The following is a 23,072-nucleotide window of genomic DNA, read 5'->3' on the forward strand; positions in this document are numbered from 1 at the left end:
GCGGGAGGAGTACGACCATGATCGCCAATGATTCAACGACAAAATCTGCCGCCTGTTCTGAATCAATCAATCGTTGCGCAGCGCTCTTTTCCGAAGCCGACCGACTGAGCAAACAAGCCTATGCGTTGTTGAGCGAGCCTGTTTCGACCCAGACGATACAACGATTTTCTGCAGCGAAAAAACTGGCGGATGACAAATACCGTCAAGCCCACCAGGAATGGTTGAAAACCATGAACAAGAGCGACTCATGATGGAGGGCTGCTGCCGCTAGCCTGCCCGGCGAAGGTATTTGATTTATATCAACGCCAAAGCGATTCCAACGGAGGAGTCTGGGTTGACGCTGGTGCCTGGTCCAGCGAGGGCGCAATGACCGCGCCCTCGCAACAGGCCATGGCGCGTTGAAGCCCACCTGCCTGGAGTCAGATCATGAGCCAGTATCAACGGTTGTTATTGATCATCAACCCGGCCCTGCGCCAGTCTCCTGCGATACAACATGCGGCGGCCCTGGCCAAGGCCAGCGGGGCACGTTTGCATATCGCTGCCTTGATAAAGTCGTTGGATATTCTGTCGCTGCTTGAAGAGGGCGTGCGGGAAACGGCGCGGGAGACCTACCTGCAGGACCACCGCGACTGGTTGAAGTATCAGGCAAAAAATATCCGTGGCCTGGGGATCGAGGTGACGGCAGAAGTGGCCTGGGCCGATGACCTGCAGCAGGACATTCTGGATCACGTCACGGAAATGCAGCCCGACCTGTTGATCAAGGAGGTTCAGCATGAATCGGCGCTCAAGCGCGCGTTCTTCACCCCGCTGGATTGGCACTTGCTGCGCGACTGTCCAGTGCCGGTCTATCTGATGGGCGGCAGTGGCCATACCTTGCCGCACAAGATCGTGGCCGCCGTTGACGCTTCGGGTACCGATACCGACAAAGAGTTGAATGACCGGATCATCCAGCAGGCCAATGGCCTTGCGCTGCAGTGCAATGCCGAGTTGCACCTGCTGTATGCCTGCGACACGACAGACTATCTGGGCGATATGGGCGGCGGCGGCCTGACACTGTCGCAGCTGACCAAGCAGTTGCGCAGGGAACTGGAGAAATCGTTCCTGGCGCTGGCCGGTCGGTACGGTGTGGCCTCTGACCGCCGGCATTTCATTCTGGGGCACCCGGTCTCGGCGCTGAGTGAGTTTGCCGAGGAAAATCAGGTGGACGTGATCGTGATGGGCAGAGTCCAGTCCCATGGATTGAACAAACTGGTGGGTAGTACGACCGAACATATTCTGTATCAGGTGCCATGCAGCGTCCTGGCGGTCTAGGGACGGCCCCGTTCACGGTTGATCACCCCCCAGGGTGACGGGTTGTGATGAACAGCCGTTGAGGTGAAGCCCATGCATTTGCCGATGATCAAAAAGAAACTCACCCGTTTGCCGACAAAGCCCAATTGGCTGGACAGCGAGCAAGCCCGCGCAGCCTTTTCATGGCAGGTGGAGGCGCTCGAATTGGCCGGATTGCCAGGGGGCGGCATGAACCTTGCCTATGAGGCGGTGGATCGGCATGCGATGGGAGGGGAGCGCGAACATACGGCGTTGCGCATTCTCGATCGCCATGGCGGGCACCGCGACATCAGCTACGGGCAACTGAGCACGCTGACTAATCGCTTTGCCAATGTGCTGAAAACATTGGGCGTGGCCCCCGGTGAACGCTTGTTTGTGCTCTGTGGCCAAGGGCTGGAGCTGTATCTGGGCGTGCTCGGTGGCTTGAAGCTCGGTTGCGTGGTTTCGCCGTTATTCTGCGCGTTCGGCCCCGAGCCCATCGAAACCCGGATGCGTCTTGGTGAAGGCAGCGTGCTGTTGACCAGCGAAACTCTTTATCGACGCAAGATCGCGGCGGTTCGTGAGCATTTGCCGGCACTCAAGCATGTACTGCTATATGACGCCGAGGGTGGGGATACGAACGCTGTGGCGGGCACCCTCAGTGTGCATCGATTGCTGGCCGAAGCCGCTGACGATTTTGACATCGCCCGGACAACGGTCGACAGCCCAGCACTTTTACACTTCACCAGCGGCACGACCGGCACCCCCAAAGGCGTGTTGCATGTGCACGGCGCCGCGCTGACGCACCGGGTCACCGCCAAATACGCCCTGGATTTACACCCTGAAGATATTTACTGGTGCAGCGCCGATCCGGGCTGGGTCACGGGGACTTCATACGGAATTTTCGCGCCGCTGCTGATGGGGGTGACCAGCGTGGTCGAGGGCAACGAATTCGATGCCGAACGCTGGTATAGGATTCTCGAAGAGCAACAGGTGACGGTCTGGTACACGGCACCGACGGCCATTCGCCTCTTGATGAAAGCCGGTGACGCCTTGGCGCGCCGCCATCACTTTCCCTGCCTGCGGTTTATTGCCAGTGTCGGCGAGCCGCTCAATCCCGAGGCTGTCTGGTGGGGCAAAGAGGTGTTGGGGCTGCCGATCCACGACAACTGGTGGCAGACCGAAACCGGCGGAATCATGATTGCCAACACGGTCTCGATGGCCATTAAACCGGGCTCCATGGGCAAACCGTTGCCCGGTGTCGAGGCGGCCATCGTCGAGCGCAAGGCGGACGGTTCGCTGGTGTTTCTCGAGGCAAATGAAGTCGGTGAACTGGCTCTGAAACGACCGTGGCCCGCCATGTTCCGTACTTATCTGGGGCAAGAGGCGCGTTATCGACAGAGTTTTGTCGGCGAGTGGTACCTCAGTGGCGATCTGGTGCGTCGCGATGCCGACGGTTATTTCTGGTTCGTAAGTCGCGGCGACGATGTCATCAAGTCGGCCGGGCACCTGATCGGCCCGTTCGAGGTGGAAAGCTCACTGATGGAACATCCGGCGGTGGCCGAGGCCGCCGTGATTGGCAAGCCCGATCCTCTGCTGGGTGAAACCGTGAAGGCGTTTGTTTCGCTCAAGAGCGGATTCACCGCCAGCCCGACCCTGCACGATGAGTTGCTGGGCCATGGACGCAAGCGTCTCGGTGCCGTGGTCGCGCCAAAGGAACTGGCATTCATCCAGGCACTGCCGCATACCCGCAGCGGAAAGCTCATGCGACGCCTGCTCAAGGCTCGGGAACTGGGGTTGCCGGAGGGCGATACTTCCAGCCTGGAGAATCCGTCATGAGTCTTCAATCGTTGCCCAAGGACTTTGCTCTCGATTTGCTGCGGGACATGGTGCGTATCCGTCGCCTTGAGGAGCGCGCCGGCGAGCTGTACGGGGAGGGCAAGATCCGTGGCTTCCTGCACCTGTACATCGGTGAAGAAGCGGTGGCGGTCGGCGCTTTGCATGCACTGGCAGCCGACGATGCAGTGGTCGCAACGTATCGCGAACATGGCCATGCCCTGATCAAGGGAGTGCCCATGAAGACCATCATGGCCGAGATGTACGGGCGCCAGGAAGGCTGCTCGCGAGGGCGTGGCGGTTCGATGCACTTGTTCGATGCCGGGACACGTTTCTTCGGCGGCAATGCCATCGTCGCCGGCGGCTTGCCACTCACCGTCGGCCTGGCGCTGGCCGAGCGTATGCAGGGTGGATCACGGCTCTCCGCGTGCTTTTTTGGTGAAGGTGCCATGGCCGAGGGAGCATTTCACGAGTCGATCAACCTGGCCGCCTTGTGGCAGTTGCCGATGCTGTTTTGCTGCGAGAACAACCTCTATGCCATGGGCACGGCCCTGGAGCGTTCGCAGTCGCAAACCGACCTGTGCGCCAAAGCTTCGGCCTACAAGGTCCAGACCCGGTCTGTCGATGGCATGGATGTGGTCGCGGTGTACGAAGCCACCCGTGAGGCGGTTGAACACATCCGGCAAGGGCGCGGGCCTTTTTTCCTGGAGTTTCGTACCTATCGGTTTCGCGCCCACTCGATGTTCGACCCGCAGCTGTATCGTGACAAGGCCGAGGTGGAGCAGTGGAAGACCCGTGGGCCGATTCACACCTACAGTGCCCGGCTCAAGGCCGAAGGCCTGTTGGACGAACCCGGTTTTCTGGCGATCCTGGCCCAGGTGGACGCTGAAGTGGAGGCCGCCATCGCTTATGCCGAAAGCGCCAGCCTGGAACCGCTGGAGGATCTGTCTCGCGATGTCTACACCCCGAGGGCCGCGCCATGAGCACTCGCATGACCTACCGCGATGCGTTGCGCGAGGCACTGCGTGAAGCGTTGCAACGGGACCCTCGGGTATTTCTGATGGGCGAAGACGTCGGTCGTTACGGTGGCAGCTATGCCGTCTCTTTGGGGCTGCTTGAAGCATTCGGCCCGGAACGCATTCGAGATGCGCCGTTGTCCGAATTGGGCTTCGTGGGGGCCGGTATCGGGGCGGCGCTGGGGGGCATGCGGCCGATTGTAGAAATCATGACCGTGAACTTCAGCCTGCTAGCCCTCGATCCTCTGATGAACACCGCTGCTGCCCTGCGGCATATGTCCGGCGGACAATTCTCGGTTCCTCTGGTGGTACGCATGGCGACGGGCGCGGGACGTCAGCTTGCGGCGCAACACTCTCACAGCCTCGAAGGCTGGTATGCGCATATCCCCGGGCTGAAAATTCTCGCCCCGGCGACCGTCGAGGATGCACGCGGCATGCTTTGGCCTGCGCTGCTGGATCCGGACCCGGTGCTGATTTTCGAACACGCCCAGCTCTACAACATGGAAGGCGATACCGGCGACTGGAAGGCTCTGGACATCAGTGCCGCCAAGGTCCGTCGAGTCGGCAACGACCTGACCCTGATTGCGTATGGCGGCACCCTCGGCAAAGCCCTGACGGCGGCTGAGCAACTGGCCGGGGAGGGCATTGATTGTGAAGTCATCGACCTGCGGGTTCTGCGCCCTCTGGATGACAGCACAATCATGACGTCGGTCTGCAAAACCCGTCGTGCCCTCGTCATCGATGAAGGCTGGCGCAGCGGCAGCCTGGCGGCGGAAATCATCACGCGGATTGTCGAGCAGGGCTTTTTCGAACTGGACGCACCGCCAGCGCGGGTGTGCAGCGCCGAAGTGCCGATACCTTATCCCCGGCATCTTGAAGAGGCCGCGCTGCCTCAAGTGTCGACCATCGTCGCCGCCGCGCACGAGCTGTGCGAGGGGACTGCAACGTGATGGCAGGCAGATACCGCGTCCGGGTAGCGGGCCAGGAGGGGCAAGCGTGATCGAATTCAAACTGCCATCGCTGGGAGCCGATATGGATGAAGGCACGTTGCTGGAATGGAAAGTCCATCCCGGCGATGCGGTCAAGCGTGGTCAGGTGATTGCCGTCGTCGATACGGCCAAGGCCGCTATCGACGTAGAGTGCTGGCACGATGGCACGGTATTGCAACTGCTGATCGATGTCGGCGCCAAGGTGCCTGTCGGTACCGTCATCGCGCAGTTGCTGGAACCGGGTGAAAGTCCGCAGAGCGCGCGACGGACAGCGACGCCCGCGCCAGTGCCGCGTGAGGCGGAAAACCTTTCTGCGCGGCGGCCGAAGATTTCTCCCGCGGCACGCAAGCGCGCGGCCGAATTGGGGCTCGATGCCAGTCACTTGCAGGGCCATGGTCCACACGGCGTGGTGACCCTGGAAAATGTCGAAACAGCCGCCCGTGTGGCGCCGGAACCCGACCGCAACCAGGCCATGCGTCACACGATCGCGGCGGCGATGAGTCGTTCAAAACGCGAGATTCCCCATTACTACCTGAGCGAAACCATCGCCCTCGATAAGGCCATGGTCTGGCTACAGGCACACAACGCGCAAAGCCCATTGCCGGAGCGCCTGTTACCCGGTGTCTTGCTGCTCAAAGCGGTGGCGTTGGCCTTGCGCGACTATCCACAACTCAACGGTTCCTGGCAGGACAACGGCTTTAAACCGGCAGCCGATACAGACCTTGGCGTGGCAATCGCCTTACGCCAGGGCGGGTTGGTCGCCCCGGTTCTGCGGCATGTGGCCGACACGTCCTTGACCGATCTGATGCGTGAACTGTCCAGCCTGGTGGAGCGCGCCCGCAGCGGTTCTCTGCGCAGCTCCGAACTGGGTGGCGCCGGCATCACGGTCACCCAGCTCGGCGATCAGGGCGTAGACAGCGTACTGGGGGTGATCTACCCACCCCAGGTTGCCTTGGTCGGTTTTGGCCGTATCGGCGAGCGGCCCTGGGTCAAGGATGGCCAGTTGTGTGTGATGTCCACCGTCGTCAGCAGCTTGTCAGCCGATCATCGGGTCAGCGATGGTCACTACGGCGCACGCTTCCTGGGGGAAGTCCGTCGTTTGTTACAAAACCCAGAGAATTTGTGAGGGTGAGCCCATGGACCCGCTATCGGTACGCAATCAGGTGTTGAACGCGTTGAAGAGCATCGCTCCTGAAGTCGACCCCGAGCAATTACCCGGTGACCGCCCGCTACGCGAGGAGGTTGATCTGGACTCCATGGATTGGCTTCGCCTCATCGAGGCCCTGAATCGGAGCCTGGGGGTGGTCATTCCTGAAGTCGATTACCAACAGGTGGACACCCTGGACAAGCTCGTCGCGTATCTGATGCAAAAGGAAAAAACCGGCGGACAGGCGCCATCAATAGGTAGTCGATGACGCTGCCGGGCAGGTCAATACAGCAAGTTCTCCTGCCGTAGCCGCGCGAAGCGCGCAAGTGGCACCGCGTCGAGCGCTTGCGCCGCGTCAGGTGTCGCGCCATCGCGAATCGCCTGCCACACGCTTTGCGAGCCGATCGAATCACGGGTCGCCGCCAGGTCGAGTATGTGGGGATAGAGCGTGTGCAAGGTGGCGAGCAGGGTCAGTCCAAGGCTGGCTACAGGGCGTTGCGCAGGCATTGAAAGGCGGGTGATGCTCACACCATGACAGAGCCGACCGTGCCAGTTTGATTCGGTGGGGACGAAGTCGACCGGCTCGAAATGCGCGCCGACGTCAAACGCATTCAGCGCGGTTGCGAGCCGGGTCGCGTCGATCCACGGCGCGCCGACCCACTCGAACGGGTGCGGTGTGCCGCGCCCCACACTCAGATTCGCCCCTTCGAGCAAACCGATATCCGGGTACAGGTCCAGCTGGGAGAGTGTGCGCAGGTTTGGCGAGAGCGGCACCCATCCCAACCCGGTGTCGGCAAAGGTCATCGTGCGCCGGTATCCCTGCATCGGCACAACGCGCAGATCCGCACCAATGTGCTTGTTGCGATTGAATAGACTCGCCAGCTCACCGACGGTCATGCCGGGCTGCAGCGGTGCTGGGAAATAGCCGGTAAACGATTCACGGCGACTGTCCATCACCGGGCCGCCGAAACGTTGTGCGCCGAGCGGGTCGGGCCGGTCCAGCACGAACAGCGCAATGCCTTGCGCCGCGGCGGCTTCGAGTGCGTAGCCGAGTGTCGTCTCATAGGTGAAGAAGCGCACGCCGGCGTCCTGAATATCGAAGATCAGCGCATCCAGCCCTTTGAGCGAACCGGCCGGGAAGCGCTGCGTTGCGCCGTAGAGACTGTGCACGGTGAGGCCCGTCGCCGGGTCGCGGGTGTCGCCGACTCGTTCGTCCACGTCGATGTTCAGCCCATGCTCGGGCGAAAACAGCGCCACCAGTCTGACGCCTGGCGCATGGGCGAGGACGTCGACGGTGCGTCGGCCTTTGGCGTCGAATCCGCTGCGATTGGTGATCAAGCCCACGCGCAGGCCGGCGAGCGGGGCAAATTGCTGTGCCTCAAGCACGTCAATGCCTGTCTGCACCGGGCCCGTCGAGGTGGGCAGGCGATCGGCGGCCCGCAGTGCCGGCACCGCTGAGGGCAGCAACCGGCCGATTTGCGCGCCGCTTGCAGGTGCCCCGCGACTGGCCATCAGTGCAAGCAATTGCGCACGAAGCGGGCGAGCGTCACCGCTGTCATCGGGATACACGCGGTTGCTCAGGATGACCATGAATTGGCGGGTCACCAGATCAATCCACAGCCCCGTGCCGGTGTATCCGGTATGGCCGATGACGCCAATCGGCGGCAGACGATCATGGTTCGATACGAACGGTGCGGCCAGTTCCCAGCCGAGGCCGCGCCACGGCACGCTGTCGAGCGGTGAAACGGCGCTCGCCAGGGCGGAGATACTCGCCGGCCGCAGGATCTGTCGGTTGCCGGCGCGCCCCTGGTTCAGCACCATCTGCGCGAAACGCGCAAGGTCGTCCGCCGTGGAAAACAGCCCGGCGTTGCCGGAGACGCCGCCCATCCATTGTGCCGTCGGATCGTGTACGTGCCCCCGGAGCGTGCCAGCCTTGGTGGCGAGTGTCGGTGCGCTGCGTGTCGCTCGCAGGGTATCGGGCAGAAAAACCGTGTCGCGCATGCCCAGCGGCCCGAAGATGTGAGCCTGGCAATAGGCGTCGAGCGAGCTGTGGGTGATGCGTTCGACCAGCTCGCCGAGCACCACGAAATTCAGGTCACTGTAAATGACTTGGGCACCCGGCGCGTTGCGCAGCCGCTGCGCCGCGATGGCGTTCAACACACCTTTGCGGCCCGCAACGGGTGGCCTCCCAGGCAAATCTGGGCGCAGCCCGGACGTGTGCGCCAGCAGGTCACGCACCTTCACTGCCTCTTTGCGCTGCGCCCCAAAGGCCGGCCAATACCGGGCAACGGGTGCGTCCAGGTTGAGGCGGCCCGTTTCGGCCAGTTGCAGGATGGCCGTGGTGGTCGCGATGACCTTGGTCAACGATGCCAGATCGAACTCGGTGTCCGGCGTCATCGGTTCGCGGGGGGGCGTCGTCGTGCGTTGTCCAAAGGCCTGACGATAGAACACCTTTGTGGCGTCACCGATCAGGACAACGGCTCCCGGAACGCGTCCGGCGGCGATCTGGCCCTCGACGATCTGTGCGACTTGCAGGCGCGTCGTCGCATCGAGATCGGCGGCGCATGCAATGTGCGCCGCCATCGCCAGGCCAAGCAGCATCGCCCAGCGCTTCAGCGCTGTGGCAAATCGGCGGCCTCGTAGTGATTGCGTGGGTTCCATAACATCCATCCATCGGTGCCGGCTGCGTCGGCGGCGTTCACCTGTGCGCTGATCGCTTCGGCGTCAAACGGCCGACGATCGAAGGCGTAGTCGCGAAAGCCCTGCAACCAGGGACGAAAGCGCACGCCCGGCAGGTGGGTGCGCTTCATCGCCTCCGCCAGGGTACGCCTGACAATCTGGCCGGGGTCGGCTGTCGGGTTGGTAAAGCCCGGCAGCCCCCATGTGAAACTGGACGGGTACAACATTGGCGAAATGTAGTCGAGCTCCGCGCCCAGCAGTTCGATTTGCTGGCCGATCGCCGTATCGTCGAGGTTCCAGCAGACGTAGCCGAAGATGTCCGCGGAGACGAATACATTGTAGGGGGCGAGCCGTGCGCGTGCGGCCTGCAGAAAGCCGATGATCGCCGCAGTCCGGTTGGCGCGGTTGTTGGGGAGAGCAAAGCGTAGCCCGCTCTTGTCGGGAAAACGCACATAGTCGAACTGGATCTCGTCGAAACCCATCTGCGCGGCCTCCTCGGCGACATCGAGATTGTGCTGCCAGACCTCGTGCGAAAACGGATCCATCCATTGCAGTTTTTCGAGATCCCGCCACGGCTGGCCGTCAGCGGTGTGCACGCTCCACTCTGGATGCGCACTGGCCAATGGATCGTCCTTGAACACCACGATGCGCGCGATCAGGTACGGGTGTTGCGCGCGCAGCTTGGCAAGCAGCGCCGGAAAGTCGCGCATCTGAGGTGCCCGTGTGGTCAAGTGGGCCGTTGCGCCGATCGCCTCGCGCGCCGCACTGCGATAGGGCGTCAGGCCACGGTCACCCTTGACGTCGATCACCAATGCATTGATCTCGGTGTTTTCAGCAAGGCTGACAGCGTTGTTGCGCAGGGTCGAACTGGTCACACCGAACACCGACAGATAGACCGCTTTGGGGCGAAACGGGGTCAGGGCGAGCGTCACGGGCGTTTCGTCGCTCACTTTGGCCTCGGTGCGCAAATACCCAGGGGCGCGGGCGGCGACACTCTCGACCGCCTCGGCCGTCTCGAACCGCCCGTTTTCGTCGGTACGCATCACACCGGCCGAGGTCGTGATGATTGCGTCGGCGAGCGGGTCCTGCGTACTCGAGTCAAGCACGACACCGGTGACGGCCAGTGCGCTTCGCCCGCTCAGCAGGGCCGTGACGACGAATAGCGCCGGGATCGCAGAGCGCCTCAATGCGCGGATGAAGGTCATCGCGGGTTCCCCGCGGTCGGCTGAGTGTCCGGTTCACCGAGCAACTGCGCGAACGCGTGTGCGCCGTAGGCATCACTCATCAGAAAGCGCGGCAGGGCGAGCAGTCGCGCGTGCCGGTCGGCCTTGCGCGCGTCTAGAGTGAAGGCCACTGCGTAACCCTCGTCGGAGGCGAGTGCGATCAACTCGTCGTCATAGATACCGAACGGCCACGCGAGCATGTCGACCTGCTGCGCACCGGTTTGCGACTCGATGCGTTGACGTGATTTTTGCAGTTGGGTTCGGACGAATTGCTGGAAATCCGCCGGCGTGCGGTGCCTGCGCTCGACGTTGAAATTGGGATGCCAGTACGTATGCGACTGGATGTCGATGAGGCCGGTCTGCTTCAGGGTTCGCAACTGCTCCCAGGTCAGCGCATAGGACGCGTTGGAGATGGCCGATGGATAGATAAACAGGGTCACCGGAAAGCGTTCGCGCTGGATGACGGGCAGCAGTTTGTCGAAGACCGAACGATGCCCGTCGTCGACGGTGATCGCCACCGGCTTCGACGCTAATGTCGCATCGGGATTGCGCAGCCAGTCGACCACCTCACGCAGCGACACAATGTGATAACCGTGCTCGCGTAGGACGCGCAACTGAGTTTCGAAGGTGCTCATGCGCACGGTCATCGAGTCGTCCGCCGTGTCCGAAAAACGGTGGTAAACGAGGATCGTGACGCGTGGCTCGACGCTCTGTGCGACGTTCTGTGTGGCGCCGTCCGCGCTCCAGGCCAGTGCGCAGACGCCTGTCAGCATGACGCGGATCAGCAGCCGCAACGCGGCGCTGCCACCGATACACGCCATGATTTTCCCGCCCATGTCAGCGCTCCTGCGCGAGCCAGACGCTTGCAGTGTGCATTGAGCGGTTATCGTCTATCTGATGCAGATCAATTTCGCGCAATGTGGTCCGCTCCGAGGGGGGAGTCATCAGACAAAACGGGAGGCCGGTTCTGTCTTGATTTGATTTAGATCAACAGCAAGCCCTCGTGGGCGGATGACTTTATAAAGGATATGACACTCTTTTGAGGTATGCCCCCCATGAACATCGATAAGGCGATCTCGGGCCGTCGCTCGACGCGGGAGTACACGACAGAAGCGGTTGATGAAGACGTCATTCGTCGTTTGATCAGTGCCGCTGCGCAGGCGCCCAGCGCGATGAACCAACAACCGTGGACATTTACCGTCATACGCGACCAGCGCCTGCTGGATCGGGTCTCACGCGAAGCGAAGGCTCACCTGTTGGCGACAACACCCGCAGAGGCCCAGCCCGAGCACTTCCATACGTTGCTCGATGATGAAAACTATCAAATCTTCTACCACGCGCCGGTACTCATCCTGATTTCGGGAACCGCGCCGGGTCAGTGGGTCGTCGAAGACTGCGCGCTGGCTGCCGAGAACCTGATGCTCGCGGCGTACGCCGAAGGGCTGGGTAGTTGCTGGATCGGTTTTGCCCAGGGTTTTCTCGGTACTGCGCAAGGAAAGCATGCACTTGGCCTTCCCACCGAGTGGACGCCAGTGGCACCGATCATCGTGGGTCACCCGAAATCTGCGCCCGCGCCCGTGCCCCGGAATGAACCCGTGATCCGCTGGATTGGGTGACAGCACCGTGGATAACGATTGCTGGCAGCTCTTCTTACGGGGCAGCTCGACCATTTATCCACTTGCCCGGCGGTCTGCCTGTTTTCTGATGTGGATCAGATACACCCCCAGGCCGACTCCTATTCTCGAATCAACCCACGGTATCGAGATGAACTGAAATGAACAGATCAAGCCTGATCGGCCAATGCATGTTGATGGCGGCAAGCGTGTTGCTGGCGTCATCTACCAGCGTCTTCGCCAACCCGCCGACGTCTGCTGCGCAAAGTGGTGGCATGTATCATCGTTTTCAGGATTTCGATTGGGTCAAATACACGCAACAGACCCTGGACGATCTCAAGGGCAAGCTCAATCTCAAGCCGGAGCAAATGGCTGCCTGGGATACATGGGCCACGGGGGTCATGGCGGACGCCAATCAGCATCAGGAAAAGGCCAAGGCCGCGCGTGATGAAATGGCGAGCACGAAGAAGGCGCCGATGGATGAAACGACCCCCGAAAGAATGGCCAGAGAGATAGAGCGTTTGCGCGCACAAACCAAGTGGATGGAGGCGCATCTGGAACACCTGGATGCTGCGCTGGTGCGTACCAAAACCTTCTACGAGGTTTTGGATGCCGAGCAGAAAACCATTTTCGATCTGTTCTGGACGGTGGTGCATCACCGGCTCTACGGCAATGACCGTTGGCAGATGCCGATGCACATGTTCAGACCACGAATGATGGAAGGCGACCAGGACGAAAAAAGTAAACAGTAAGCGGTACTCACTGTTCGATTACGCATGTTGCGCCGTCATCGCGCGGCGCCATGCCGCCAGACCTCAATACAGAACTCCCTTTCGTAAGGGGGCACGTTGCATTCGACGATGTCAGTGGCGGCCACTTGCAGATGCACGCCGACGATATCGGCATGGATCGGTTGCTGGCAGACGTGCCGGTCGACCAATACGGCCGTGTAGACCCGACGAGCACCGAGTTGCGCCAGATACGCGCAGGTACGCAGGAGCGAATGGCCTTCAAACAGCACATCGTCGACAACGAGCAGGGTGGTGCTGGCAAGGTCCAGCTCGCCCAGCAGCGGGTTTTCGGTCAGTTCGGTGTGGGCATGCAGCACTTTGAGGTCATCGGCATAGCGCTTGACCTTCAAGGGGTAGAGCGGCAGTTCCGGCTGGCCGGTCTGACGTGACAGATGCTGTTGTAGACGCTGCGCCAGAGGTTCGCCGCGGCGCTGGATGCCAATCAGTGCCGTTTGAGTGGGCGGCAACAGTGCCGCTGCCTGGCGCGCCATTGCCTGCAGCACCGAATCGAGTTCATCGCTGTCGTACAGGCGCAATCGCGGGCTCGCAAACAAGGTCGGCATGACAGTCTCCCATAGCGCGCCGCTGCGGGGCGGCGCCGTCCACTATTGGCAACGTAATCCATTGGGCCCCAGCCTGATTGATATTGATCAACAACGGCGAAATGAAATGCCCGGTCCCTTGCGCGGACAGGGTTGGCCTTGCGCGCGAGCTTGATAAAAATCAACGACAAGGAGACTCCAGCGGAGGACTTTTAATGAAAACTGATGCTTGAACCCGCAAGGACGTGGAGAGGTCAAGGCCGTGTGATACGAACCGACAGGTGTGATCGCCTGGGGAGGTTTTCAAGTGATTCATAGTCCCTCAACGCAAACCCTCCTGCGTGACCGGGTTGATGCCGGTCGAAGGCTGGTGGAGCCGTTGCTCAAATACGCTCATCGACCCGATGTCATCGTTCTCGCCTTGCCCCGTGGTGGCGTGCCGGTTGCCTATGAAATTGCCACGGCCCTGGAGGTTCGCCTGGACCTGATGCTGGTCCGCAAGCTCGGGGTGCCATTCCATCAGGAGTTCGCCATGGGCGCGATTGCCAGTGGCGGCATCCAGATCGTCAATGACGATACGCTGCGGGCGAACCGTATCGATCAGCGCACGCTCGATAACGTGGTGGCACGGGAAACCCAGGAGCTGTTGCGTCGCGAGCGCCTGTACCGGGGCTCGCGTGCCCCCTTGGCACTCAAGGATCAGGTGGTGATTCTGGTTGACGATGGCCTGGCGACCGGGGCCTCGATGATGGCAGCGGTCCAGGCGGCGCGCCTGCAAGCACCGTCGCGTATTGTCGTCGCCGTGCCGGTGGCGCCACCGGAGACGGTAGAGGCGCTGTTTAGCGAAGTTGATGAGGTGATCTGCCCGCTCACTCCCGAATGGCTGATGTCGATCGGCAATTGGTATTTGAATTTTTCCCAGACATCGGATGAAGAAGTCATCGATCTTTTGCATCGGGCCTGGCGCAGAGAATCCGGTACGAGTGCTTCCGGTCAGGAGAACTCCGATGTTTGAGCTTCGCTATCGAAAGCTGGACCTGGGGAACGTGGAGCTGTCTGCCGACCTGCGTCTGCCAGTGCACGCTGGCGGCCTGGTGGTGTTCGTTCATGGCAGCGGCAGTGGTCGTTCAAGCCCGCGTAATCAACAAGTTGCACTGTCTCTGGCTCAGCGGGGGTTGGGCACGTTGCTGTTCGATCTGCTCACGGAGCCAGAGCAATACCTGGATAACCAGACCCGGGAATTGCGTTTCAATATTGCGCTGCTGTCCAACCGACTGGTGAAGGTGATCGACTGGATTGGTCGGGACGCCGAACTGCAACCGCTACCGATCGGATTGTTCGGCGCAAGCACCGGTGCTGCGGCGGCACTGTTGGCAGCGGCCGAGCGGGCGGACGTGGTGCATGCGGTGGTGAGCCGGGGAGGGCGGACCGATCTTGCGGGTGAGGCGCTGTCCCGCGTGAAGGCGCCGACCTTGCAGATTGTCGGTGAGCTGGATCCGGTGGTGCTCAATCTCAATGTGCAAAGCAGTCGCGCCCTGCAGTGCGAACAGCGGCTGGAAGTGGTGGCGGGCGCGACACATCTTTTTGAGGAAGCAGGAACCCTCGAAGAAGTCGCCAGACTGGCCGGCGACTGGTTCGAGCAGTATTTGCGACGGTAGTCATCCCACGCAGACGACCACCGTCCGATGCCTGTCATATACCGAATGGAAAGGTTTCGTCTTCCGGTTCCAGCGCCTGGCTTTTCGGCAGGGGCAACGCTGTTACCGGTTGCGTCTGTTCAATCCAGACCATGGCGTCGAATTGTTCGGTCAGCACTGACTCGAAGTAGTGGCTGCTGCGCTCGCTGGCGGGTCGATAAATCACACCGATGGCCCGCTCCAGCAGCGGTTTGGACAGGGCCCGGCGCAGCTCTTTTCGCTGTGGATCCCGCCAGTCGGTCAATGAAGCCGGGACGCCGGCGTCGAGGAACTTGCGCTCCCAACTGTCTGGCCGGGACGGCCGGATGTCCTTGATGAGCATCTCGCAATCCCAGTCGTCGGCCGCGGCCACCTGGCCACGGTCGGTGCTCATGCCGATCAGAACCACATCGCGCCCATAGGCATTGCGGCACAGTTGACCGATATTGAACTGACCTTTCCAACCCATCTCTGTCGCGGCCGCATTGCCGATATGGGAGTTGTGCGCCCACACCACGGCCTTGGCTTGCGGACCGCGGTGTTCGAGCAACGCACGTAACGTGTCGAACATGTGCCTGTCGCGCAGGTTCCAGGAGGCCGTCGAACCTCGATATATCGCTCGGTAATATTGTTCCGCCGCCAGGATGACCCGGGCGTTCTGGGTCGCATCGAAGAACGCTTCATCGTCCTTGATATCCCCGGCCAGTTGCTCGGCCAGCATGGCATTGAGCTGTTCGACCACCGCATGCTCGCAGGGCATTATGCCGTCGCGTTCGACGAAGTGGCCGTACAGCGCAGGATCATCCTGCCACGGGGTCAAACAGCCATAGCGACGCCGTGCTTCGTGTGCCAGTTGCGGGTCGACACGGTCCAGATAGCTCAGTACCTCATGGATGGAATTGCGCAAACTGTAAACGTCCAGACCGCGAAACTCGACGCGCTGTTCAGGCGCGTGTTGGTGGTTGTACTGATGCAGCCAATGGGTGAACGCTCTCACATCGGTGTTGCGCCACATCCAGGTCGGGAACCGGCTGAAAATGTGCCGCGTCCAGGCCGAGCGCGCCAGCCCCCGGACATAGCGGTCTACATGGCCCGCGTCCGGCCAGTCTGCTTCAACGGCCACGATATTGAATCCGTGTTGCTCGATCAGCCGTTGGGTAATCGCCGCCCGGGTCCGATAGAAGTCACTGGTGCCATGGCTGGCTTCACCGATCATCACCACGCGCGCATCGGCGAAGCGGTCGAACATTTCGCCAAAGGCCGGTGAATTCAGTTCCGGCAGGGGTTCGGCGTATTGGCGCAAGAGCGGGACGATGGAGGCTTCGTCAATGTGGGTATGCGTGCCATACAGCTGGTTCAGCATGTTTTGGGAAGGTGTGTTCATGAACGTCATCCCCATAAGGGTGGATTGCCCGACGTGCGATGCGGCGCGGCATCACGTCGACTGTCAGGGCAGGGCTCGCACGGGGTTGTTTTCGATCCATTCGACGTCGCGGGCCTGTACCGCCTCTTCAATCATTCCTACGCCTGAATGCAGTCGAGCATTTGAGTTTTATCAATAGTCGGTGCACGAAGGGGCCGATGAATGTCCGGTTGCTGTCTGACCTATATCAATGCCGGGAAGGCTGGATCGGTAATGCTGATTTCATCAAGCCTGTGCGATGGGAGTCATGCCATGAAGCACGCTGTCGCGCCTTTCCAGGCACCTTCGTCGGCCTTGCCGCCCCCGACCAGCGGCAGTCAGGTGGTCGACAACGATCATATCGCTGCGGTTTTTGATGAAATCGCTGATCTGCTGGACATCGAGGACGCCAATCCCTTCCGGATCCGGGCTTACCGCAATGCAGCACGGACCCTGAGGGCGCTGACATTTGACGTGGCGAAAACCCTCGCTCGTGGCGAGCCGCTACCCAAACTGACCGGGATCGGGGTTGATCTTGCCGGCAAGATCAATGAAATCGTGACCACCGGTGATTGCTCGCTACGCCAACGCTTGCGTTCGACATTGCCGCCCGGGCTGGTCGGGCTGCTTTCCATTGCCGGGTTGGGGCCCAGGCGCGTCAAAAACCTTTATCACGACCTGGGTATCGAAACTGCGCAGCAACTCTGTCTGGCCGCTCAACAGGGTCGCATTCGCCATTTGCCCGGCTTCGGTGAGCGGATGGAAGCGCGGCTGTTGAGTGCCGCGCAGAAGGGGATCGGAAAGGATCGTCGTTTGCCGTTGGCTTTGGTTGAGCCGATGGCGCGCAGACTGACCGAATACCTGCGGCAGATGCCGGGAGTCGAGCAAGCAACCACTGCCGGAAGCCTGCGACGCATGCGCGACACCGTCGGCGACATCGATATTCTGGTGGCGGCAGCGCCCTCGGTGGATGTCACCACGCAGTTCATCAGCCATCCGGACATTTCCACCGTACTGGTCAAGGGGCACACGCGTGCAAGCGTCATGCTGAACTCAGGCATGCAAGTGGATGTGCGTGTCGTCGAGCCGGCGGTGTATGGCGCTGCACTGGTGTATTTCACCGGTAGCAAGGCACATAACATCGCGATTCGTCAGAGGGCTCAGAAGCTGGGGCTCAAGCTCAATGAATATGGCGTGTTCCGGGCCAAAAATCGCCTGGCCAGCACCACCGAGGTTTCGGTCTATCAGGCATTGGGCTTGCCGTGGATCACGCCGGAACTGCGCGAAGACCGTGGCGAAGTCGCTGCGGCGTTGGCCGGCCATTTGCCTGGGCTGATTGAGCTGACCGACCTCAAAGGCGACCTTCATGCGCATACCCGCGCTTCGGATGGAGGCAGCAGCCTGGAAGAGATGGCGTTGGCGGCCCGGGGGGCCGGGCTGGAATACCTGGCGATTACCGACCATTCACAGTCTCTCAGGGTGGCCCATGGGCTGGGTGTCGAGCAATTGTTGAAGCAGATCGACCAAATCGATGCGCTTAACAGTCGCTTGCAGGGCATGACGTTGCTCAAGGGTATCGAGGTGGACATTCTCGAAGACGGCCACCTGGATTTACCCGACGAGATTCTGGGACGCCTGGATCTGGTGGTGGGCGCCGTCCACAGTCATTTCGGCCTGACGCTGCGTCAACAGACCCAACGCCTTCTCAGGGCCATGGACCATCGCTACTTCACCATCCTGGCCCACCCCCTGTGTCGCCTGATCAACGAACGCGATCCTCTGAACCTGGACCTGCCGGCAATCATCAAGGCTGCCGCTCAGCGTGGTTGCTGCCTGGAACTCAACGCGCAACCGCAACGCATGGATCTGTTCGACCTGCAGTGCCAGTACGCCAAGGATGAAGGTGTGCTGATCAGCGTCAATTCGGATGCACACCGCACTGCTGATTTCGCCAACTTGCGTTATGGCGTCGCTCAGGCACGCCGCGGCTGGCTGGAAAAACACAACGTGATCAATACCCGCTCGCTGACCGAGCTCAAGGCATTGGTTGGTCATTAAGAGCCCCACAACGTTCAGGAGATGAAGGGCGAGGGTGTCTGGTACCCATAAAAAACCCCTTGTCGGTTTCCCGACAAGGGGCAGGCCCGGGACTCAGTTGCCTTTGATCTGCACGACCTTGTCAGCCTTCAGGGCTTCAGGCTTTTTCGGCAACGAGATGCTCAGTACGCCTTTGCTGTAACTGGCTTCGATCTTATCGGCATCCACCTCTTTGGGCAGGTTGAACATCCGTTCGAAGGAGCCATAGCTACGTTCGCTGAGATGGTAGCCTTTCTTTTTTTCTTCCTTCGTTTCTTGCTTTTCCCCTTTGATGATCAGGCTGCCATTGGACAGTTTGATCTCGATGTCCTTCTGATCCATGCCGGGAAGTTCGGCAGTGATTTCGAAGCTTTTATCTTTCTCGACGATGTCTACCGCAGGCATGCTCTGACCGATCAACTCCCGGTCCCACAGGGGGGCGACATCGAACAGTCCACGGTTGAACAGCGACAACCCCGAGCCAAGACTGAAGTCTTCGAACAGATGGTCGACCTGTTGCCGAAGCTTTTCGAAGGGGCGCATCAGTTCAGTTGTCTTTGGGCGCGGAGCGGTTTTCGCTTCGGTATGAACGGGTACTTTCTTCACGGAGTTGCTCATTTTCTTTTCTCCTCTTGGCGAATAAGGTGAGCCGCGAGCATTGGTTTCGGCCCACCACGACAAAACAACAACCCGGCACTCGCCCTTACAAGGCCAGTGCTCCGGACCACAACATCCAGCCGGCGATGGCGGCCGCCACCCAGATAATGATCAACAGTCCCGTCTCGGGGCCGTTGAGCGCTTGTCCCTGACGAGCCTTCAGGGTGCCCAGGTAAATCAACGAGCCGGGGGCGTAGAGCAAAGCGCTGAGCAACATGTATTTAGGCCCGGCGGCATACAGCAACCACAGGCAATACAGTGTGGCGACCGAGGCAATGACCATGTCGCGCAGTTGCAGGCCTCGGTGGCCGGCGTAGGTCTGGCCCTGCCAGGTCAGTTTCAATGCGTACAAACCGCTGAACAGGTACGGCAGCAGAATCATCGAAGTGGCCAGGGAAATCAGGGTCAGGTAAGTGGCGCTCGAGTACAGCGTCAGCAGCAGGAACAGTTGTATGCAGCCGTTGGTGATCCACAGCGCATTGGCCGGTACGCCACGGGTGCTCTCCATGGCGAGCGTGCCCGGCATGACCTTTTCCTTGGCGGGGGTGAATATCGATTCGGCTGCCAGCAGCGTCCAGGCGAGCAGGGCGCCACCGACTGAAATGATCAAACCGATGCTGATCAGCATCGCGCCCCACGGCCCGACAACTGCCTCAAGTACGCCCGCCATCGAAGGGTTTTTCAGGGTCGCCAGCTCCGGTTGCCCGAGAATGCCCAGCGACAACAGGGACACCGCAATCAGCAGCAACAAGGTAATGACGAAACCGATAACGGTGGCACGGCCGACATTGACGCGTTCGGCCGCACGGGCGGAAAACACGTTGGCACCCTCGATCCCGATGAACACCCAGACGGTCACCAGCATGGTGCTTTTGACCTGATCCAGCGTGCTGCCCAGTGCGGGAGAACCCCAGAAGTCGACCATGAAGGTTTTACGCTGGAAGGCCGCGATCACCAACCCGATAAACAGCAGCAAGGGCACGACTTTGGCCAGTGTGGTCAGGGCGTTGGCTTTGGCCGCGGTGCGCATGCCCCGCAGGATCATCCAGTGCAATGACCAGAGCACCACGGACGCCCCGGCAATCGCCGCCTTGTTGTTGCCTTCGCCAAACAGCGGGAAGAAAAAACTCAGCGCGGAAAACAGAATCACCATGTAACTGACGTTGCCGACCCAGGCGCTGATCCAATAGCCCCAGGCGGAGTTGAAGCCGAGGAACTCACCGCCCAACGCCCGGGCATAGGCAAACACGCCGTTGTCCAGAGTCGGCTGACGGCTGGACAAGGTTTGATAGACCAGTGCCAGCGACAGCATGCCGACTCCGGTGATCAGCCAGCCAATAAGGATGGCACCGGCACCCGCACTGGCGGCCATGTTTTGCGGCAGGCTGAAAATGCCGCTGCCGATCATCGAGCCGATCACCAGAGCCGTCAGCAGGCTCAGGGACAGGCGCTTAGGCTCCAGTTGTCGCCAACTGCCGGCCAGGGGTTGGGGGGCAGTCGGCGGGAGAATCGGTTGCGTGCCGTGCAGATGAGTCGCCATGTCAGGCCTCCACGAAACGAAAGAATGAGCGCTGACCGCAGACACGGCGGTGTGAACGCTGACTCTAAATGTCTACGTGAACGGCCCCTGGCTGTTTGATTTAAATCAGAAAGAAAGCACACAGCGATTTTGTCCCGCAGCGGCCATTGCGCTAACGCCAGGCGAGGCTTCAATTGATAGCGCGCAGCGAACATGCCGGGCATTCCAGACCTAAGCTCAACCCATGACGGCGATGAGCCGCAGGCATTTGTACAACGAGGGCTGCGCAGCGTTTCTTGAGGAACCCACATCGATGTTCAGTAAGTGGCTGGACCCGGTTTTATTGCTGCTCACCACCCTGACCCTGCTGGCCGGGGGCATTGCGCAGCTTGCTCACAAGTCTGACTGGGCCTCGATTTGCTGGGCCGCGGGCAGTCTGGTGATGGCCCTGGTGCTGCTCGTCGAGATTGTCAGGCGCCTGGCCCGGCGCGAGGCGGGTGTGGACCTGATAGCCCTGCTGTCGATTGCCGCCGCGTTGTTTTTTCAGCAGACGCTGGTGGCGGCGGTGATTGCCTTGATGCTGGCGTCGGGGCGCATCCTGGAGTTCTTCACCCAACAACGCGCCGAACGCGAACTGCGTGCGCTGGTTGACCGGGCGCCACGCGTTGCCTGGCTGCAGGAGAACGGCAATTTACGACAGATTCCGGTCGAGCAGATCCAACCGCATCAGACGCTGCTTGTGCGCCTGGGGGAAGTGGTACCGGTCGATGGCCGTCTACTCAGCCCCACGGCGATTCTCGACGAGTCGGCGCTCACCGGCGAGTCATTGCCGGTCACCCGCCTGGAAGGAGAGCTATTGCCCAGCGGGGTGACCAATGTCGGTACGCCAATGCTGCTGACAGCCACTCGAACCGCAGCGCAGAGCACCTATGCCGGGGTGGTGCGCCTGGCCGAAGCCGCACGGCGATCGCGCGCGCCTTTTGTACGTTTGGCCGACCGTTACGCGTTGTTCTTCATACCGCTGACATTGCTGATTGCCGGCCTCGCCTGGTACCTGAGTGGCGACTCGTTGCGCGCGCTGGCGGTTATGGTGGTGGCCACGCCTTGCCCGTTGATCCTGGCCGTGCCGATTTCGATCATGTCAGGTATTTCCAGGGCAGCGCGACGCGGGATCCTGATCAAGGACGGCGTCACCCTGGAAGCGCTGGCCGAGGTCAAGCAAGTGTTTCTCGACAAGACCGGCACGTTGACCAGCGGCCACGCCCGTCTGCAATCGATCGAGACCAACGGAGCGCTCGATCCGCAGCGTCTGCTGGGCCTGGCCGCTTCGCTGGCACAGGCCTCGACGCACCCCATCTCCCAGGCCATTGTCGAGGCGGCCTGTCAGCGTGGATTGGCGCTCAGCGTGCCGCAGGCGGTCGAGGAAAGTCCGGGCTCCGGTCTTTGCGGGTTGATCGATGGTCTGCGGGTGCGTTTCGGCACGTTATCCTTTGTTCAGAATGAATCGCCGGTTGGCGACTGGGCCGCCACCATGCTGCGTCGCATGGATTACCTGGCGTGCAGCGGCAGCTTCGTTGAAGTGGATGGGGCACTCGCGGGCCTGCTGATCTTCTCCGACAAGCTGCGTCGGGAAACCCCGTTGACCCTGCGCCGACTGCGCAACAGAGGCATCGAGCGGATCGTCATGCTCACGGGCGATCGCGTGGAAACCGCCGAGATGATTGCATTGTCGGCCGGGATCGATGAGTTGCGCGCCGGGTTGAGTCCTGGGGACAAGGTGCGTGCGGTACAGGATGCCTGCCAGCACGCCAGCACACTGATGGTCGGTGATGGCATCAACGATGCCCCCGCCCTGGCGGCGGCTAATGTCGGGGTGGCCATGGGGGCGAGCGGTGCCACGGCGTCCGCGCAAGCGGCGGGTGTGGTGCTGTTGGTGGATCGTCTGGACCGTCTGGTCGAGGCGCTGGACATCGCCCGTCAGACTCGCCACATCGCCCGTCAAGGTGTATTGGCCGGCATGGGCATGTCGGTGCTGGCCATGGGGGTAGCCGCCTTCGGCTACTTGCCGCCGCTGGTCGGTGCCGTGGTGCAGGAGGGTATCGACGTGGTGATCATCTTCAATGCCTTGCGTGCATTGGGGCCGTTACCGGGTTTGCGCCAACGCAAGCTGGCCGCCGAGCATATCGATCACCTGCAAGACGAACACGACCAGCTCGCTTCGGTCCTCAGCGATCTGCACCAACTGGCAAGCGACTTCGCCCAGCGCCCACTCGAGCAAGCGCAGAGCGACTTGCTGGCGCTGGTAAAAAGCCTGCAGGAATCACTGGCCCGCCATGAACGGGACGATGAAAACACCCTGTACCCGCTGTTGACGCAAAGCCTGCCCGGCGAGGACCCCATGTCGGCGATGAGCCACGTCCACCGCGAGATTTTTCGCCTGATCCATTTGCTGGCGCGCATGAGCACGGATTTCAGTGCCGACCCTGCAACAGCTTCTGTCGATGAGATCCAGCATCAGTTGATCCGCCTGGATACCCTCGTACGGCTGCACTTCGATCAGGAGGAAGAGTTGTTTCGTTACCTTGATAAGCGCTGAAA

Annotated in this window: 20 protein-coding genes; 13 read left to right on the top strand and 7 right to left on the bottom strand. The window is 61.0% G+C overall.

Annotation, left to right across the window (positions count from 1 at the left end; all coding sequences use genetic code 11):
* The first annotated feature begins 17 nt into the window (after positions 1–17).
* From PSH69_RS10380 to PSH69_RS10410, 7 genes are all read left to right on the top strand, one after another.
* Positions 18–251: a hypothetical protein gene (locus tag PSH69_RS10380; RefSeq protein WP_305411905.1), complete on the top strand. Its 234-nt coding sequence runs from the start codon at positions 18–20 to the stop codon at positions 249–251.
* Between the two features lie 175 nt (positions 252–426).
* A complete protein-coding gene (locus tag PSH69_RS10385) occupies positions 427–1,311 on the top strand; it encodes a universal stress protein (protein ID WP_305411906.1) in 885 nt (294 codons plus the stop codon).
* A 72-nt stretch (positions 1,312–1,383) separates the two neighbouring features.
* A complete protein-coding gene (acsA, locus tag PSH69_RS10390) occupies positions 1,384–3,147 on the top strand; it encodes an acetate--CoA ligase (RefSeq protein WP_305411907.1) in 1,764 nt (587 codons plus the stop codon).
* Complete coding sequence (gene pdhA, locus PSH69_RS10395) at positions 3,144–4,127, top strand: pyruvate dehydrogenase (acetyl-transferring) E1 component subunit alpha (protein ID WP_305411908.1); 984 nt, start codon at positions 3,144–3,146, stop codon at positions 4,125–4,127. Before acsA ends, pdhA begins: the two co-directional genes overlap by 4 nt.
* Positions 4,124–5,110, top strand: coding sequence for an alpha-ketoacid dehydrogenase subunit beta (locus PSH69_RS10400; protein WP_305411909.1), 987 nt, complete (start codon positions 4,124–4,126; stop codon positions 5,108–5,110). The genes pdhA and PSH69_RS10400 overlap by 4 nt, the downstream gene beginning before the upstream one ends.
* A 46-nt stretch (positions 5,111–5,156) precedes the next feature.
* Positions 5,157–6,275: a dihydrolipoamide acetyltransferase family protein gene (locus PSH69_RS10405; RefSeq protein ID WP_305411910.1), complete on the top strand. Its 1,119-nt coding sequence runs from the start codon at positions 5,157–5,159 to the stop codon at positions 6,273–6,275.
* Between the two features lie 10 nt (positions 6,276–6,285).
* Positions 6,286–6,564 carry an acyl carrier protein gene (locus tag PSH69_RS10410; RefSeq protein WP_111453736.1) on the top strand — a complete coding sequence of 93 codons (279 nt, stop codon included), beginning with the start codon at positions 6,286–6,288 and terminating at the stop codon, positions 6,562–6,564.
* Positions 6,565–6,578: 14 nt separating this feature from the next.
* Here the strand turns inward: PSH69_RS10410 and PSH69_RS10415 are convergent, their stop codons facing one another.
* From PSH69_RS10415 to PSH69_RS10425, 3 genes are read right to left on the bottom strand one after another with little or no spacing between them, the layout of a single operon-like run.
* Complete coding sequence (locus PSH69_RS10415) at positions 6,579–8,957, bottom strand: exo-beta-N-acetylmuramidase NamZ domain-containing protein (protein ID WP_305411911.1); 2,379 nt, start codon at positions 8,955–8,957, stop codon at positions 6,579–6,581.
* A complete protein-coding gene (locus PSH69_RS10420) occupies positions 8,909–10,180 on the bottom strand; it encodes a putative glycoside hydrolase (RefSeq protein WP_305411912.1) in 1,272 nt (423 codons plus the stop codon). Before PSH69_RS10420 ends, PSH69_RS10415 begins: the two co-directional genes overlap by 49 nt.
* A complete protein-coding gene (locus PSH69_RS10425) occupies positions 10,177–11,034 on the bottom strand; it encodes a polysaccharide deacetylase family protein (protein WP_305411913.1) in 858 nt (285 codons plus the stop codon). The genes PSH69_RS10420 and PSH69_RS10425 overlap by 4 nt, the downstream gene beginning before the upstream one ends.
* A gap of 219 nt (positions 11,035–11,253) precedes the next feature.
* Between PSH69_RS10425 and PSH69_RS10430 the strand changes: the two genes are divergently transcribed.
* Together PSH69_RS10430 and PSH69_RS10435 are read left to right on the top strand one after the other, a co-directional pair.
* Positions 11,254–11,814 (top strand): nitroreductase, encoded by a 561-nt coding sequence (locus tag PSH69_RS10430; RefSeq protein ID WP_305411914.1) that lies wholly within the window; start codon positions 11,254–11,256, stop codon positions 11,812–11,814.
* A gap of 194 nt (positions 11,815–12,008) precedes the next feature.
* Positions 12,009–12,563, top strand: coding sequence for a Spy/CpxP family protein refolding chaperone (locus PSH69_RS10435; RefSeq protein ID WP_305412812.1), 555 nt, complete (start codon positions 12,009–12,011; stop codon positions 12,561–12,563).
* Positions 12,564–12,598: 35 nt separating this feature from the next.
* Here PSH69_RS10435 and PSH69_RS10440 read toward each other — a convergent pair whose 3' ends face one another.
* A complete protein-coding gene (locus PSH69_RS10440) occupies positions 12,599–13,165 on the bottom strand; it encodes a phosphoribosyltransferase family protein (RefSeq protein ID WP_305411915.1) in 567 nt (188 codons plus the stop codon).
* 289 nt (positions 13,166–13,454) lie between these two features.
* Here PSH69_RS10440 and PSH69_RS10445 point away from each other — a divergent pair, with 289 nt between their 5' ends.
* Together PSH69_RS10445 and PSH69_RS10450 are read left to right on the top strand one after the other, a co-directional pair.
* Entirely contained in the window at positions 13,455–14,159 is a 705-nt protein-coding gene (locus tag PSH69_RS10445) for a phosphoribosyltransferase (RefSeq protein ID WP_370695255.1), read from the top strand.
* On the top strand, positions 14,152–14,802 hold the full coding sequence (locus PSH69_RS10450; RefSeq protein WP_305411917.1) for a dienelactone hydrolase family protein: 651 nt from the start codon (positions 14,152–14,154) through the stop codon (positions 14,800–14,802). The genes PSH69_RS10445 and PSH69_RS10450 overlap by 8 nt, the downstream gene beginning before the upstream one ends.
* 34 nt (positions 14,803–14,836) lie before the next feature.
* On the opposite strand, the gene PSH69_RS10455 is transcribed toward PSH69_RS10450, so the two are convergent.
* Positions 14,837–16,204 (bottom strand): erythromycin esterase family protein, encoded by a 1,368-nt coding sequence (locus PSH69_RS10455; protein ID WP_305411918.1) that lies wholly within the window; start codon positions 16,202–16,204, stop codon positions 14,837–14,839.
* 291 nt (positions 16,205–16,495) lie between these two features.
* Between PSH69_RS10455 and polX the strand changes: the two genes are divergently transcribed.
* Positions 16,496–18,280, top strand: a complete 1,785-nt coding sequence (polX, locus tag PSH69_RS10460; RefSeq protein ID WP_305411919.1) for a DNA polymerase/3'-5' exonuclease PolX — start codon at positions 16,496–16,498, stop codon at positions 18,278–18,280.
* A 93-nt stretch (positions 18,281–18,373) separates the two neighbouring features.
* Here the strand turns inward: polX and PSH69_RS10465 are convergent, their stop codons facing one another.
* Together PSH69_RS10465 and arcD are read right to left on the bottom strand one after the other, a co-directional pair.
* Positions 18,374–18,916 carry an Hsp20/alpha crystallin family protein gene (locus PSH69_RS10465; protein WP_019582052.1) on the bottom strand — a complete coding sequence of 181 codons (543 nt, stop codon included), beginning with the start codon at positions 18,914–18,916 and terminating at the stop codon, positions 18,374–18,376.
* A gap of 85 nt (positions 18,917–19,001) precedes the next feature.
* A complete protein-coding gene (gene arcD / locus PSH69_RS10470; protein ID WP_305411920.1) occupies positions 19,002–20,495 on the bottom strand; it encodes an arginine-ornithine antiporter in 1,494 nt (497 codons plus the stop codon).
* A gap of 292 nt (positions 20,496–20,787) precedes the next feature.
* Between arcD and PSH69_RS10475 the strand changes: the two genes are divergently transcribed.
* Positions 20,788–23,070 carry a heavy metal translocating P-type ATPase gene (locus PSH69_RS10475; RefSeq protein ID WP_305411921.1) on the top strand — a complete coding sequence of 761 codons (2,283 nt, stop codon included), beginning with the start codon at positions 20,788–20,790 and terminating at the stop codon, positions 23,068–23,070.
* Positions 23,071–23,072: the final 2 nt, after the last annotated feature.

Origin of the sequence: Pseudomonas sp. FP1740 (assembly GCF_030687165.1) — a bacterium.
Classification (GTDB): domain Bacteria; phylum Pseudomonadota; class Gammaproteobacteria; order Pseudomonadales; family Pseudomonadaceae; genus Aquipseudomonas.

Excerpts from the sequence above, each read along its gene's own strand:
- PSH69_RS10380 (WP_305411905.1), top strand. The coding sequence starts at position 18 with ATGATCGCCAATGATTCAACGACAAAATCTGCCGCCTGTTCTGAATCA.
- PSH69_RS10385 (WP_305411906.1), top strand. The coding sequence starts at position 427 with ATGAGCCAGTATCAACGGTTGTTATTGATCATCAACCCGGCCCTGCGC.
- acsA (WP_305411907.1), top strand. The coding sequence starts at position 1,384 with ATGCATTTGCCGATGATCAAAAAGAAACTCACCCGTTTGCCGACAAAG.
- pdhA (WP_305411908.1), top strand. The coding sequence starts at position 3,144 with ATGAGTCTTCAATCGTTGCCCAAGGACTTTGCTCTCGATTTGCTGCGG.
- PSH69_RS10400 (WP_305411909.1), top strand. The coding sequence starts at position 4,124 with ATGAGCACTCGCATGACCTACCGCGATGCGTTGCGCGAGGCACTGCGT.
- PSH69_RS10410 (WP_111453736.1), top strand. The coding sequence starts at position 6,286 with ATGGACCCGCTATCGGTACGCAATCAGGTGTTGAACGCGTTGAAGAGC.
- PSH69_RS10415 (WP_305411911.1), bottom strand. The coding sequence starts at position 8,957 with ATGGAACCCACGCAATCACTACGAGGCCGCCGATTTGCCACAGCGCTG.
- PSH69_RS10420 (WP_305411912.1), bottom strand. The coding sequence starts at position 10,180 with ATGACCTTCATCCGCGCATTGAGGCGCTCTGCGATCCCGGCGCTATTC.
- PSH69_RS10425 (WP_305411913.1), bottom strand. The coding sequence starts at position 11,034 with ATGGGCGGGAAAATCATGGCGTGTATCGGTGGCAGCGCCGCGTTGCGG.
- PSH69_RS10430 (WP_305411914.1), top strand. The coding sequence starts at position 11,254 with ATGAACATCGATAAGGCGATCTCGGGCCGTCGCTCGACGCGGGAGTAC.
- PSH69_RS10435 (WP_305412812.1), top strand. The coding sequence starts at position 12,009 with ATGGCGGCAAGCGTGTTGCTGGCGTCATCTACCAGCGTCTTCGCCAAC.
- PSH69_RS10440 (WP_305411915.1), bottom strand. The coding sequence starts at position 13,165 with ATGCCGACCTTGTTTGCGAGCCCGCGATTGCGCCTGTACGACAGCGAT.
- PSH69_RS10450 (WP_305411917.1), top strand. The coding sequence starts at position 14,152 with ATGTTTGAGCTTCGCTATCGAAAGCTGGACCTGGGGAACGTGGAGCTG.
- PSH69_RS10455 (WP_305411918.1), bottom strand. The coding sequence starts at position 16,204 with ATGAACACACCTTCCCAAAACATGCTGAACCAGCTGTATGGCACGCAT.
- polX (WP_305411919.1), top strand. The coding sequence starts at position 16,496 with ATGAAGCACGCTGTCGCGCCTTTCCAGGCACCTTCGTCGGCCTTGCCG.
- PSH69_RS10465 (WP_019582052.1), bottom strand. The coding sequence starts at position 18,916 with ATGAGCAACTCCGTGAAGAAAGTACCCGTTCATACCGAAGCGAAAACC.
- arcD (WP_305411920.1), bottom strand. The coding sequence starts at position 20,495 with ATGGCGACTCATCTGCACGGCACGCAACCGATTCTCCCGCCGACTGCC.
- PSH69_RS10475 (WP_305411921.1), top strand. The coding sequence starts at position 20,788 with ATGTTCAGTAAGTGGCTGGACCCGGTTTTATTGCTGCTCACCACCCTG.